General features: G+C 73.1%; 13 protein-coding genes. 6 read left to right on the top strand and 7 right to left on the bottom strand.

Features of this window, described 5'->3' with window-relative positions; translation table 11 throughout:
- Positions 1-542 precede the first annotated feature (542 nt).
- From I5Q34_RS29770 to I5Q34_RS29790, 5 genes are all read right to left on the bottom strand, one after another.
- A complete protein-coding gene (locus I5Q34_RS29770) occupies positions 543-1,661 on the bottom strand; it encodes an XdhC family protein (RefSeq protein ID WP_199895548.1) in 1,119 nt (372 codons plus the stop codon).
- A 35-nt stretch (positions 1,662-1,696) separates the two neighbouring features.
- Positions 1,697-3,148 carry an NCS2 family permease gene (locus I5Q34_RS29775; RefSeq protein ID WP_199895549.1) on the bottom strand — a complete coding sequence of 484 codons (1,452 nt, stop codon included), beginning with the start codon at positions 3,146-3,148 and terminating at the stop codon, positions 1,697-1,699.
- Positions 3,149-3,411: 263 nt separating this feature from the next.
- Entirely contained in the window at positions 3,412-5,787 is a 2,376-nt protein-coding gene (pucD, locus tag I5Q34_RS29780) for a xanthine dehydrogenase subunit D (RefSeq protein ID WP_199895550.1), read from the bottom strand.
- A 4-nt stretch (positions 5,788-5,791) separates the two neighbouring features.
- The gene (locus tag I5Q34_RS29785; protein ID WP_199895551.1) at positions 5,792-6,286 is read right to left on the bottom strand and encodes a (2Fe-2S)-binding protein; all 495 of its coding nucleotides are present in this window, start codon (positions 6,284-6,286) and stop codon (positions 5,792-5,794) included.
- On the bottom strand, positions 6,277-7,164 hold the full coding sequence (locus tag I5Q34_RS29790) for a xanthine dehydrogenase family protein subunit M (RefSeq protein WP_199895552.1): 888 nt from the start codon (positions 7,162-7,164) through the stop codon (positions 6,277-6,279). The genes I5Q34_RS29785 and I5Q34_RS29790 overlap by 10 nt, the downstream gene beginning before the upstream one ends.
- 238 nt (positions 7,165-7,402) lie before the next feature.
- Here I5Q34_RS29790 and I5Q34_RS29795 point away from each other — a divergent pair, with 238 nt between their 5' ends.
- From I5Q34_RS29795 to I5Q34_RS29810, 4 genes are all read left to right on the top strand, one after another.
- Positions 7,403-9,085 (top strand): PucR family transcriptional regulator ligand-binding domain-containing protein, encoded by a 1,683-nt coding sequence (locus I5Q34_RS29795; protein ID WP_199895553.1) that lies wholly within the window; start codon positions 7,403-7,405, stop codon positions 9,083-9,085.
- A 160-nt stretch (positions 9,086-9,245) separates the two neighbouring features.
- Positions 9,246-10,304, top strand: coding sequence for a pyridoxal-phosphate dependent enzyme (locus I5Q34_RS29800; protein WP_199896046.1), 1,059 nt, complete (start codon positions 9,246-9,248; stop codon positions 10,302-10,304).
- Between the two features lie 79 nt (positions 10,305-10,383).
- Complete coding sequence (locus I5Q34_RS29805) at positions 10,384-10,728, top strand: hypothetical protein (RefSeq protein ID WP_199895554.1); 345 nt, start codon at positions 10,384-10,386, stop codon at positions 10,726-10,728.
- Complete coding sequence (locus I5Q34_RS29810) at positions 10,725-10,979, top strand: type II toxin-antitoxin system RelE/ParE family toxin (RefSeq protein WP_199895555.1); 255 nt, start codon at positions 10,725-10,727, stop codon at positions 10,977-10,979. The genes I5Q34_RS29805 and I5Q34_RS29810 overlap by 4 nt, the downstream gene beginning before the upstream one ends.
- A 212-nt stretch (positions 10,980-11,191) precedes the next feature.
- Here I5Q34_RS29810 and I5Q34_RS29815 read toward each other — a convergent pair whose 3' ends face one another.
- On the bottom strand, positions 11,192-11,335 hold the full coding sequence (locus I5Q34_RS29815) for a hypothetical protein (RefSeq protein WP_199895556.1): 144 nt from the start codon (positions 11,333-11,335) through the stop codon (positions 11,192-11,194).
- Positions 11,336-11,468: 133 nt separating this feature from the next.
- Here I5Q34_RS29815 and I5Q34_RS29820 point away from each other — a divergent pair, with 133 nt between their 5' ends.
- Together I5Q34_RS29820 and I5Q34_RS29825 are read left to right on the top strand one after the other, a co-directional pair.
- Positions 11,469-12,278, top strand: coding sequence for a helix-turn-helix transcriptional regulator (locus tag I5Q34_RS29820; RefSeq protein WP_199895557.1), 810 nt, complete (start codon positions 11,469-11,471; stop codon positions 12,276-12,278).
- Positions 12,275-12,484 carry a DUF397 domain-containing protein gene (locus I5Q34_RS29825; RefSeq protein ID WP_199895558.1) on the top strand — a complete coding sequence of 70 codons (210 nt, stop codon included), beginning with the start codon at positions 12,275-12,277 and terminating at the stop codon, positions 12,482-12,484. Before I5Q34_RS29820 ends, I5Q34_RS29825 begins: the two co-directional genes overlap by 4 nt.
- Here the strand turns inward: I5Q34_RS29825 and I5Q34_RS29830 are convergent, their stop codons facing one another.
- On the bottom strand, positions 12,485-12,997 hold the full coding sequence (locus I5Q34_RS29830; protein ID WP_199895559.1) for a protein phosphatase: 513 nt from the start codon (positions 12,995-12,997) through the stop codon (positions 12,485-12,487).
- Between the last annotated feature and the right edge of the window lie 37 nt (positions 12,998-13,034).

Below are 13,034 nucleotides of genomic sequence, written 5' to 3' on the forward strand. Positions count from 1 at the left end.
GGGGTGCGCGGCGTCACCCCGCCCCCGGGGAGGCGCAAAACCCTTACCTCTTTGCAAATGGCAACAACAGTCCGGGGTTTAATGCATTCTGCTCACCGGGTGAATCCCACGGCCGTCCGACGACGATTAGCCGTCGCCCCATCCCTCTGGCCGGAGCTAGGGGCGACGGCGTCTCACCAGATGTGGTTCGACCACGCCTGATCCATCGATGCGACGTCGAGGAGGGGCAGCACAGGAAAGGACCCGGGCATCCCCCCGTCCTCCCGGTCACGCGCCGAGGATAGCCGTTACCCGTCTTCCACGGGAGGGTCACCCTGCGTATGTCTGTGTTAATTCAGACACGCGATTCCCTGATTTTCGAAGCCTCTCACCGGGCTTCACCCCGAATAGCCCAGGTTGCGGGCCGCGTTGTCGGATACACGCGGTTCCCGCGCGGCGACGGCGCCGTACCGCTCCGTTTGCGCACGTCACGCAGCGACGCGCCACCGGCCGCGCGGAGAGCCGGTCAACGCCCCTGTCCGGTGCGGGATTTCGTCACCTCATCACCTCGTCGACGCGGAAACCGGCAACCCGCCCCCCTCCCCTTGATCCCCCGAACCCCAGGGCCCCGCCTCCCTATGGATCGGCACCCCCGCCCCCGTCAGCGGCGCCCCCGACCCTCCCCTCAGCACCGCCACGATCTCCGCCGCGATCGACAGCGCCGTCTCCTCCGGCGTCCGCCCGCCCAGGTCCAGCCCGATCGGCGAGCGCAGCCGGGCCAGTTCGTCCTCCCCCAGGCCCGCCTCCCGCAAGCGCCGCAGCCGGGCCGCGTGCGTGCGGCGCGAGCCCATCGCGCCCACGTACGCGGCCGGCAGCCGCAGCGCCCGTTCCAGCAGTGGGACGTCGAACTTCTCGTCGTGCGTGAGGACGCACAACACCGTGCGGGAATCGACCCGTTGACCGTCCAGATAGCGGTGCGGCCAGTCCACCACGACCTCGTCCGCCTCCGGGAAGCGGCGTCGCGTCGCGAAGACCGGGCGGGCGTCGCAGACGGTGACGCGGTAGCCGAGGAACTTGCCCGCGCGGACCAGCGCCGCCGCGAAGTCGACCGCGCCGAACACGATCATCCGGGGCGGCGGGGCACTCGACTCCACGAAGAGGGCGGTGCGTTCACAGCCGGCCTCGACCGTCCCGGTACGGCCGGCGGCGAGGAAGGCGGCCGCCTCGGGCAGTCCGGCCGCCGCTCCCCGGGACGTGCCGTCCGCGTGCACGACCAGAACGCCCGCCGAGCCGTCCGCCGGCCGGGCCACGGCCGTCGCCTCGCCCCGCACCACGGCCGCGAACGCCGCTTCGTACAGGGGGCGTTGAGCGGCGCCCACCGGCGTGACCAGGACGTCCAGGACGCCCCCGCACGTCAGCCCCACCGCGAACGCGTCCTCGTCCGAGTAGCCGAAGCGCTGTGCCGTGCCCCGCCCGGTCTCCAGGGCTTCCAGACACAGCTCGTGGACCGCTCCTTCCACGCAGCCGCCCGAGACGGAGCCGACGGCCGTGCCGTCCGCGTCCACGGCGAGGGACGCGCCCGGCTGCCGGGGTGCGCTGCCGTGCACGGCGGTGACGGTGGCGACGGCGAAGTCGCGCCCCTCCGCGCACCAGCGGTGCAGTTCCTCGGCGAGGTCGAGCATCGGTGCGTCCTCCTCGACTACTTGGACTACTTGGGCTACTTGACACCCAGCCAGGATTCGATCGGGTGCAGCGCGAAGTACACGCTGAACAACACCGTGAGCACCCACATGAAGGGGCCCGGCTCCCGCCACCTGCCCTCGGCCGTCCGGATCGCGGTGCAGGCGATGACGCCCGCGCCGACGCCGGCGGTGATGGAGTAGGTGAAGGGCATGAGGGCGACGGTGAGGAACGCGGGGACGGCCGCGGCCCGGTCGTTCCAGTCGATGTGCCGCGCGTTGGCCATCATCATCGCCCCGATGACCACGAGCGCGGCGGCCGCGACCTCGCCGGGGACGATGCGGGTGAGCGGGGTGAGGAACAGGCAGGCGGCGAAGAGCAGTCCGGTGACGGTGGCCGACAGGCCGGTGCGGGCGCCCTCGCCGACGCCCGTCGCGGACTCGACGAAGACGGTCTGTCCGGACGCCCCGGAGATGCCGCCGATCGCACCGCCCGCGCCGTCGACGAACAGGGCGCGGCCGAGGCCCGGCATGCGGCCGCGGTCGTCGGCGAGCCCGGCCTCGGTGCCGACGCCGATGATGGTCGCCATGGCGTCGAAGAAGCCCGCGAGGACGAGGGTGAAGACGATCACGCCGACGGTCAGGGCGCCGAGGGAGCCCCAGCCCCCGAACGCGACGTCGCCGAAGAGGGAGAAGTCGGGCATGGAGACGGCGCCGCCGTGCAGTTCGGGCGGGCCGGCCTGCCAGGCGCCGGGGCCGGGGCGGGCGAGGGCGTTGACGGCGAGGGCGAGGAGCGTGCCGGCCACGATGCCGATGAGGATGGCGCCCGGGATCCCGCGGGCCTGGAGCATGAAGACGATCAGCAGCGTGGCGCAGAAGACCAGGACCGGCCACCCGGCGAGCTCACCGGCGGGACCGAGCGTGACCGGCCCGCCGCCCTTCGCCCCCGCGTGCACGAACCCCGCCTTGACCAGGCCGATCAGGGCGATGAACATCCCGATGCCCATGGTGATCGCGTGCTTGAGCGCCAACGGCAGGGCGTTCATGACCAGTTCGCGCAGCCCGGTGACGACGAGCAGGACGATGACGCCGCCGTAGACGACGCACATGCCCATCGCCTGCGGCCAGCTCATGTGCGGGGCGACCTGCCCGGCGAGCACGCCGGAGACGCCGAGCCCGGCGGCGAGCGCGAGCGGCGCCCGGCCGACGAGGCCCATGAGGAGGGTGGAGACGGCGGCGGCGAGCGCGGTGGCGGTGATGAGCCCGGCGTGGCCGAGGGTGCGTCCGCCGGCGTCCTTGCCGGACAGGATCAGCGGGTTGAGCAGGAGGATGTAGCTCATCGCCATGAAGGTGGTGATGCCGCCGCGCACCTCCCGGGCGGGGGTGGAGCCGCGTTCGGTGATGCGGAAGTACCGGTCGGGCCAGGATCTGCGGGGTGGGGGACACGCGTCCCCGGCCGCGATCGCCGGCCCGGCGGACGACTGGGTCATGGGCCTGCTCCTTGCGGTGCCGATGCCGATGTGTGGGGGGTTCCGGGGCGTGGGCGGCCCAAGGCCGCACTGCCATGGCCCCGGGGGTGCTGCCGGAGGGGCCGGACCTGTGGGGCCGGTCCGGCCGCCGTACGGAGCGGGCGGCGCGCCCGGTCCGTACGGGGTACGGGCCGCGTGCGCCGCCCCCGCACGGCATGCGGTCCGCACGCCGTGCGCGACGGCCCGCCCGTACCCCGTACACGGCCGTGCCGTCCGCTGCCGCCTCACGTCCCCGTCAGGTGCTCCGGCCGCAGCGGGACCCGGCGGAGGGCCAGGCCCGTGGCCTGCCGGACGGCCGCGACGACGGCCGGGGTGGCGGAGAGGGTGGGCGCCTCGCCGACGCCGCGCAGCCCGTACGGGGCGTGGGCGTCGGCGAGTTCGAGGATGTCCACCGGGATGGCGGGGGTGTCGAGGATGGTGGGGATGAGGTAGTCGGTGAAGGAGGGGTTGCGGACGCGGCCGGTGGCGCGGTCCACGGCGATCTCCTCCATGACGGCCAGCCCGAGCCCCTGGGTGGTGGCCCCCTGGATCTGGCCGATGACGGAGAGCGGGTTGAGGGCCTTGCCGACGTCCTGGGCGCAGGCCAGCTCGACGACCTTGACCAGGCCCAGTTCGGTGTCCACCTCGACGACGGCGCGGTGCGCGGCGAAGGAGTACTGGACGTGCCCCTGCCCCTGGCCGGTGCGCGGGTCGAAGGGTTCGGTGGGCCGGTGGCGCCAGACGCGTTCGGCCTCCACCGGCTCCTCGCCGTCGAGGACCTCGGCGAGGCCGGCCAGCACCTCGCCGCCGTCGGTGACGATCTTGCCGTCCTCCAGGAGGAGTCCGGCCGTGGCCCAGGCGGGATGGTACGTCCCGAATTTCGCCCGGCCGGTCTCCAGCACCCGCTCGCGGACGGCCTCGCAGGCGGCCTTGACCGCGCCGCCGGTGACGTACGTCTGGCGGGAGGCGGACGTCGAACCGGCCGAGCCGATGCGGGTGTCGGCGGGCCGGATGGTGACCCGGGCGACGCCGAGCTCGGTGCGGGCGATCTGGGCGTGCACGGTGACGCCGCCCTGGCCGACCTCGGCCATCGCGGTGCGCACGGTGGCCACCGCCTCGCCGGCGACGGTCTCCAGGCGCACCCGGGCCGTGGAGTAGTCGTCGAACCCCTCGGAGAAGCCGACGTTCTTGATGCCGACGGCGTAGCCGACGCCGCGCACGACGCCCTCGCCGTGGGTGGTGTTCGACAGCCCGCCGGGCAGGGCCCGCAGGTCGGCGGAGCCGCCGGCGCTCTCCCACTGGCGCCCGGGCGGCAGGGGCAGCGCCTTGACGCGGCGCAGCAGTTCGGCGACGGGTGCCGGGGCGTCGATGACCTGCCCGGTGGGCATGACCGAGCCCTGCGAGACGGCGTTGCGGCGGCGGAACTCCACCGGGTCGAGGCCGAGTTCGGCGGCGAGCCGGTCCATCTGGGCCTCGTAGGCGAAGCACGCCTGGACGGCGCCGAAGCCGCGCATGGCGCCGCAGGGCGGGTTGTTGGTGTAGAGGGCGAGGGCCTCGATGTCCACGTTGTCGCACTCGTAGGGGCCCAGGGCGAGCGACGCGGCGTTGCCGACGACGGACGCCGAGGACGAGGCGTAGGCGCCGCCGTCGAGGACGATGCGGCAGCGGACGAAGAGCAGCTTGCCGTCGCGGTCGGCCCCGTGCTCGTAGTGGAGGGTCGCGGGGTGGCGGTGGACGTGCCCGAAGAAGGACTCGAAGCGGTTGTAGACCATCTTCACCGGCCGTCCGGTGCGCAGCGCGAGCAGGCAGGCGTGGGCCTGCATCGACAGGTCCTCGCGGCCGCCGAAGGCGCCGCCGACGCCGGAGAGGGTCATGCGCACCTTGTCCTCGGGCAGGCCGAGGACGGGGGCGATCTGGCGCAGGTCGGCATGGAGCCACTGGGTGGCGATGTAGAGGTCGACGCCGCCGTCCTCGGCGGGGACGGCGAGCCCGGACTCGGGGCCGAGGAACGCCTGGTCCTGCATGCCCACTTCGTAGTCGCCGCTGACGACGGCATGGGCGCGGGAGCGCGCGGCCGCGACGTCGCCGCGGACGACGGGCTGGCGGTGGACGATGTTGGGGTGCGGGACGTAGGGGGCGTGCCGGTCGGTGCGGCGGGGGTGGAGCAGGGGGGCGCCAGGGTCGGTGGCGGTCTTCTCGTCTGTGACGACGGGGAGTTGCTCGTACACCACGTCGATCTTCGCGGCGGCGCGGCGGGCGGTCTCGGGGTGGTCGGCGGCGACGAGGGCGACCGGTTCGCCGTGGTGGCGCACGACGCCGTCGGCGAGGACGGGCGCGTCCTGGACCTCCAGGCCGTAGCGGGTGGCGGCGGGGAGGTCGTCGTGCGTCAGCACGGCGTGGACGCCCGGGGTGGCCAGGGCCTCGGCGGTGTCGAGGGAGACGATCCGGGCGTGGGCGTGCGGGCTGCGCAGGGTGTGGCCCCAGAGCATGTCCTCGTGCCACAGGTCGGAGGCGTAGGCGAACTCGCCGGTGACCTTGAGGCCGCCGTCGGGGCGCAGGGTGGACGCGCCGATGCCGCCGCGGGCGCTCTGCTGCGTGAGGAGGGTGCGGTCGGGTCGCATCGGCTCAGTCCCCCTGGGCGGTAGCGGTACGGGCCGCCGCGAGGCGGACGGCGTCGAGGATCTTCTCGTAGCCCGTGCAGCGGCAGAGGTTGCCGGAGAGGGCCTCGCGGATGTCGGCGTCGGACGGGTCGGGGTCGCGCTCCAGCAGGTCGTCGGCGGCGACGAGGAGGCCGGGGGTGCAGAAGCCGCACTGGACGGCTCCGGCGTCGACGAACGCCTGCTGGACGGGCGAGAGTTCGCCCTCTCCGGCCCCCGCACGGGCGGCGAGGCCCTCGACGGTGACGACGTCGCGGCCGTGCGCCTGGCCGGCGGCGACGAGGCAGGCGCAGACGGGGACGCCGTCGAGGCGGACGGTGCAGGAGCCGCACTCGCCCTGTTCGCAGGCGTTCTTGGAGCCGGGCAGGCCCAGCCGTTCGCGCAGCAGGTACAGCAGGCTCTCGCCCTCCCAGACGTCGTCGGCCTGCTGCGGGCGGCCGTTGACCGTGACGTTCACGCGCACCGTGCGCTCCTCTCCCCCGTGGTGTGCTGCTCCCAGGCCCAGGCGAGCGTGCGCCGGGCCATGACCCCGACCGCGTGCCGGCGGTAGTCCGCGCTGCCGCGCACGTCGTCGATCGGGCTGCAGGCGGCCGACGCGAGCCGGGCGAACTCCGCCGCGGCGGCGGGCGGTACGGGCGCGCCGGTGTCCCAGCAACGGGCCTCGGCCAGCGCGGCGTTCAGGAAGTCCTCGGCGGCCCGGGCCCGGACGGGCGTCGGCGCGGCCGAGCCGACGCCGGTGCGCACGGTGCGGGTGTCCGGGTGGAGGGCGAGGGCGAAGGCGCAGACGGCGATGACCATCGCGTTGCGCGTGCCGACCTTGGAGAACTGCTGCGGTCCGCCCGCCTTGCGGACGCGCACGGCGCGGATCAGCTCGTCGGGGGCGAGGGCGTTGCGCTTGACGCCGGTGTAGAACTCCTCGACGGCGATCAGGCGCGTGCCGCGCACCGACTCCGCCTCGACCTCGGCCCCGGCGGCCAGCAGCGCGGGGTGCGAGTCGCCGGCCGGGGAGGCGGCGCCGAGGTTGCCGCCGACGCTGCCGCGGTTGCGGATCTGCGGGGAGCCGACGGTGCGGGCGGCCAGCGCGAGGCCGGGCAGCTCGGCGGCCAGGCGGTCGATGACGCGGGCGTAGGGGACGGCGGCGCCGAGGCGTACGTGGTCGCCGCCGTCCTGCCAGGTGTGCAGCTCGCCGACGCGGTTGAGGTCCAGCAGGTGCGAGGGGCGGCGGTGGTCGAAGTTGATCTCGACCATCACGTCCGTGCCGCCGGCGACGGGGACCGCCGTGGGATGCTCGGCCTTGGCGGCGAGAGCGTCCTCCCAGCGGGCGGGGCGCAGGAAGTCCATGGGCGTTCTCTTCTCGGGCTCTTTCCGGACGGTGTCCGGGGGTTCGTCTGCCGTGTGCGCGCCGCGTGCTGCCAGTACACCGAGGGTCCGGCGGGCGGGAGCAGTCACCGAAAACATGAAGCGGTTGGCTGGTCGCCGGGTGGGTCTTGTAGATTCGAACGAAAGGCGGAGCCTCGAAACCTCACGGCTTCGCACCGGAAACACACAGAACATCGAGAAAGATCGGCGGCGACCCACGATGCGGCTGCGCGCACTGCTGGAGACCGAGGCATTGGGCCTCCGCCTGCTCGGCGGCGAGGACGAGCTGGATCGCACCGTACGTGGCGTGATGACCACCGACCTGCGCGACCCCAGCCGCTATCTGTCGGGCGGCGAGCTGGTCCTGACCGGCCTGGCCTGGCGGCGCGAGCCGGCGGACTCCGAGCGGTTCGTCCGCATCCTGGCGGCCGCCGGGGTGGCCGGGCTGGCGGCGGGCGAGGCGGAGATCAGCTCCACCCCGGACGACCTGATCGAGGCGTGCGCCCGGCACCGCCTGCCGCTGTTCTCCGTGGACGAGAAGGTGTCCTTCGCGTCCATCACCGAGTACGTCGTCCGGCAGGTCTCCGGCGAGCGCGCCGGCGACCTGGCGGCGGTGGTCGACCGGCACCGGCGGCTGATGACCTCGGGCCCCGCGGGCGGCGGCCCCGAGGTCGTCCTCGACCTGCTCGGCTCCGACCTGGACCTGCGCGCCTGGGTCCTCTCCCCCACCGGCCGCGTGATCGCGGGCTCCTCGCTCGCGGGCACGGGTCCCGCGCTGCCGGCCGAGGTCGCGGCGACGCTCGCGGGCGAGCAGCTGGCCGTCTCCCGCTCCGGCCGGCCCGGCCCGCACCGAGTCCTCGCGGGCACGGCCACCTACTCGCTCTTCCCGATCCGCGGCGCCGCGGCGGCCCCCTCCGATGTGCGCGAGACCGTCCTCTCGGACTGGCTGCTGGCCGTGGAGGCCGACGCCGGCGACTGGCCGGCCGAGCGGCTGGACCTGCTGCACGGGGTCACCCAGCTGATCGCCGTCGAGCGGGAGCGGCGCGACGCGGCCCGCACGGTGCGGCGCCGGCTCGCCCAGGAGGTGCTGGAGCTCGTCCAGACCAACGCCTCCCCCGCCGAGATCGCCGCCCGGCTGCGGGTCGCCGCGCCGGTGCTGCTGCCCGGGCTGGCCACCGCCCCGCACTGGCAGATCGTCGTGGCCAAGGTGGAGTGGACGGACGGCGACGGGGACGAGCTCGCCGGCGGGCCGGTCGCCCAGAGCCTGCTGGAGGAGGTGCTGGTCGCCCCGGAGGCCGCCGGCACCGAGCCGTCCGACCGGATCGCCGTCGCCCACACCGGCGACGAGGCGGTCGCGCTGGTGCCGCTGCCGGCGACTGTCACCGGATCGGACCAGCCGGACGCGTCCGGCCTCCAGGCCGACGCACTGCTGGCCGTCATCCGCGCTCCCCTCTCGAAGGGGCTGGACGGCGACGGCCGCCTCACCCTCGGCGTCAGCGCCCCCGTCCTGTCCGCGGAGGGCCTGCGCGGCGCCCTGGAGGAGGCCCGGCACGCCCGCCGCGTCGCCGCCGCCCGCCCGGGCCGCGTCTGCGCCGCCGGCCACCAGGAGCTGGCCTCGCACGTCCTGCTGCTGCCCTTCGTGCCGGACGACGTCCGCCGCGCCTTCACCGCCCGCCTCCTGGACCCGCTGCGCGAGTACGACCACCGCCACCGCGCCGAACTCATCCCCACCCTGGAGGCGTTCCTGGACAGCGACGGCTCCTGGACGCGCTGCGCGACGCGGCTGCACCTGCACGTGAACACGCTGCGGTACCGGGTGGGCCGGATCGAGCAGCTCACCGGGCGCGATCTGTCGCGGCTGGAGGACAAGCTGGACTTCTTCCTGGCGCTGCGGATGAGCTGACAACCGGCAGTTGATCTTGGCTTGACTCGATCTTGACCGGCTGCGGCGGCCCGCCGGAGACTCATGTCGTTCTCGGGAGGTTCGGGAGGTGACGGACAGGGTGGTGAGCGGGGTGACACTGGGATGCGCCTCGTGCGGACGGCTGCATCCGCTGGCGGACATGGCCTGGCGCTGCACGGCGTGCGGTGGCCTGCTGGACGTCCACGGCTTTGCACCGTCCCTGCCGAACGCGCTCGAACTCGGCCGCCGCGCGCCGACGTTGTGGCGCTACGCGGAGGCCCTCCCGGTGCCGGGCCCGCCGCGCATCTCCCTCGGCGAGGGCATGACGCCCCTGGTCTCCGCGCCGGGCCGGTCGGACGTCCTGCTCAAGGCCGACTTCCTCATGCCCACCGGCTCGTTCAAGGACCGTGGCGCCGTGGTGCTGGCCGCGCTCGCGCTGCGGCTGGGCGCGGCGCGGCTGGTGGCCGACAGCAGCGGCAACGCGGGGACGGCCGTGGCCGCGTACGCCGCGCGGGCGGGGCTGCCGTGCACCGTGTACGTCCCCGCGTCCACCTCCGAGGGCAAACTCGGCCAACTCCGCGCCTACGGAGCCGAGGTGCACCGCGTCGAGGGCCCCCGCGAGGCCGCCGCCGCGGCGGCGGCCCGCGTCGCCGACGCCCCCGGCGTCTTCTACGCGAGCCACGTCCACCACCCGTTCTTCGTCCACGGCACCAAGACATACGTCTTCGAGCTCTGGGAGCAGCTCGGCGGCCGCCTGCCCGCCACGCTCGTCCTGCCCGTCGGCAACGGCACATTGGTGCTGGGCGCGTACCTGGGCTGCCGCGAACTCCTGGAACAGCGCCTGATCGACCGCATGCCGGTGATCACCGCCGTCCAGGCGGCGGCCTGCGCCCCGCTGGCGTCCGCCGCCTCGGAGCGGATCACCCCGGAGCCCACGGTCGCCGAGGGCATCGCCATCGCCCGCCCGGCGCGCGGCGCCCAGATCCTGGCGGCGATAGCCGAGACGGGCGGGACGGTGGTGACGGTCACGGACGACCGGATCCGCGCCGCGCACCGGGAGTTGGCGCGGTCCGGGCTGTACGTCGAACCGACGTCCGCCGTCTGCTGGGCGGCGCTGGAGGCGGGGCTGGTCCCCGTGCCGCCGGTCGAGGGCGACCGCCCGTTCGCGGTGGCACCGCTGTGCGGGACGGGGCTGAAGTCGGCGCCGCCGGCGGCGTGAGGAAAACCCCGGAATCAGAGCCGGTGCGCACTACGCTCCGATACGGTAAGCGCCGCGCCGACGACGGAGGAATCTCGCCGTGACTGAACAGCCGTGGGACCGCATCGTGACCGAGGCCCGGGAACAGACCGGCTATACCGGCCCCATCCCGGGCCGCACCGTCGCCGCCATCGAATCCGCGCTCGCCGAGGAACGCCACGCCGCATACCGGGCGGAGCTGTCCCGGCTCGGCGACGGCCCCGGCTTCGAGGCATTCCTCGACCACTGGTGGGTGCAGGCCATCGCCGACAGCGCCGACGAGGACGTCCGCGAGGTCGCCGTGGACTGCGCGGACATCGCCATCGCACTGCACGTCAAGGCCCACCCCGGCCCCACCTACACCACCGCCGAGGTGGCGGCGAAGCTCGCCGAGGATGCCGCGTGACCTACACCATCATCTGGGAACTGCGGGCACGGCAGGGCCTGGAGAAGCTGCGCGCTCAAGACACCACCGTGGCAAGCGCCGTGACGCGCGCGGTCAACCAGCTCGCCCGGGACCCGGAACCGCCGAGCAGCAGCAAGCTCGGCGGCACGGGCTTCCGCCGCCTGCGGATCGGTGAATACCGGGTGACCTACGAGATCGACGGAATCAACATCGCGATCAAGGTGCTGATGGTCGGCAAGGTCACGCTCTGACTGTCCCTTCGGGCGACCCGGCGCCGCTGACGGTCGTCATGAGACATGCCGCAACTCCCGGTGCCGGATGAGCGCGTCGCGAAACAGTTCTCTCGCTTTGCTGTCCCCTCGGTGTCCCGCTTCGACCATCGCGTCATGCAACCGGAGGCAGACCGGGCAGCGGTCGTCGCGCCGCATGGGCGGCCCCGCGCTGTGCGGCAGGGTCACGAGCATCACACATGCTCCCCGCGCAGGTGCCTGCCCATGATGGCGATCAGCCGGTCCACGACGGCGGTACGCCGCGCTGCCGCCGCCCTGGTATGGGCGCTCTTGATCCTGCGGCACTTCGCGCATGGCACCACCACTGTTTCCGTCATTGCGTTCGATCCTCCGCGTGTCCCGCCCACGGTGGGCGGGCATCAACCGTGGGGCCCAGACTTGCCGAACCGGCACTCCTGACGACAGGGTTATCGGCATCACAAAAAACCTGTGATGAGCGGGAGTTGAGCATTGGCCGAGTCGTCCAGCAGTTCGGGTTCCAACTACGGTACTGAGGTACGGGAGTGGCGCCTGATGCGCGGAATGAGCCAGCGGGAGCTGGGCGAGGGGGCGCGGTACGGGCAGTCGTATGTGGCCATGGTGGAGAGCGGGGACCGGATCGGGTCGCCGAGGTTCGCGGCGCACTGCGACAAGGTGTTCGGTACACCGGGTACGTTCCTCCGGCTGTGGAAGCGGGCTTCCCGCCGGGGGCATCCCGAGTGGTTCCTGCCGTATCTCGAACTGGAGGCGCGGGCAACGCAGATTCTCGACTTCAGTTCATACCTGGTCCTCGGGATGCTGCAGACGGAGAGGTACGCTCACGCGCTCTTCCGCGCATCGGCACCGCGTGATGACCTCGGCACAACAGCGGAAAAGGTGGCGGCCCGAGTGCGGCGGCGGGACGTGATCGAACGCGAAGCCCCTCCGCTTGTCTGGGTGATCCTGGACGAATCATGTCTACGCCGCACGGTCGGCCCACCCTTCGTCATGCGCGAACAGCTGGAGCACCTGTTGGGACTCTCCGAGTCACCGCACATCACCCTGCAAGTGCTCCCCTTCTCCACCGGGGCACCTCCGGCGGGCGAGAGCTTCACGCTGCTGAAGTTCGAGCAGCAGCCCACAGCCCTTTACACCGAAGCGCAAGGCATGGGGCGCGTCATCGACTCGGCCACCCACGTGGCAACGGCCGACGAAATCTACGAGCGTTTGCGCGCCGACGCGCTCTCCCCGGAGAATTCGATCACTGAATTGCGCAAGGCGATGGAGGAGTTGCCGAGATGAGCAACACACAAGAACCCTCGCGTCCGGAGTGGGCGAAGTCCAGCCACAGTAGCGGCCAAGGCGGCCAGTGCGTCGAATGGGCCCCCGCCAGAACAATGTCGGGCGCCATACCCATACGTGACAGCAAACGCCCCCAGGGGCCGAACCTGACCTTCCCCTCGGCGTCCTGGCACTCATTCGTCATCGGAATCCAACGCCGCAAGTGATCAGTCGGGAGCCTCCAGGCCGGCGAGAAGACAGGCGACGTCGAGCCCCGCGGTCAGGTACTCCTCGAAGATCCGGTTGTTGAGGGCCCAGGGCCCGCGCCCCCGCCGCACGGCGTCGATCGCCGCCGGCGCCTCCCCGCCCAGCTCGACGAGAGCTTGCGCCACGACCAGGCCGGAGCGGTTGTAACCGGCGTTGCAACGGACCAGGGTGACGCGCCCGGCGCGGACGGTACGGGCGACGATTCGCGCCAGGCGGCGAACGGCACGGAGCTGCCCGGCATCGAGCGGGTCGTCGGGGATCTCGGTGATCAAGTGGCGGACGGCCGGGTCCGGCCCGTGACCGGGGCGCGAGAACAGGCTGACGACCAGGTCGAACTCGCCGCCCGCGACCGCCGGATGGCGCTCCCCCGAAGCATCGGCCCAGTGGTGACCCCCGATCCACAGCCCCGGAACGACCTCGTCCCATGGAGCTTGCGGTTCCGGTTCTCCATGGTTCTTCTGATGCACCCTCACCTGACATCCTTCCGCAGCCGGAGGCCGGTCACACCTC

The sequence above is a fragment of the Streptomyces sp. AV19 genome (assembly GCF_015999245.1).
GTDB lineage: Bacteria > Actinomycetota > Actinomycetes > Streptomycetales > Streptomycetaceae > Streptomyces.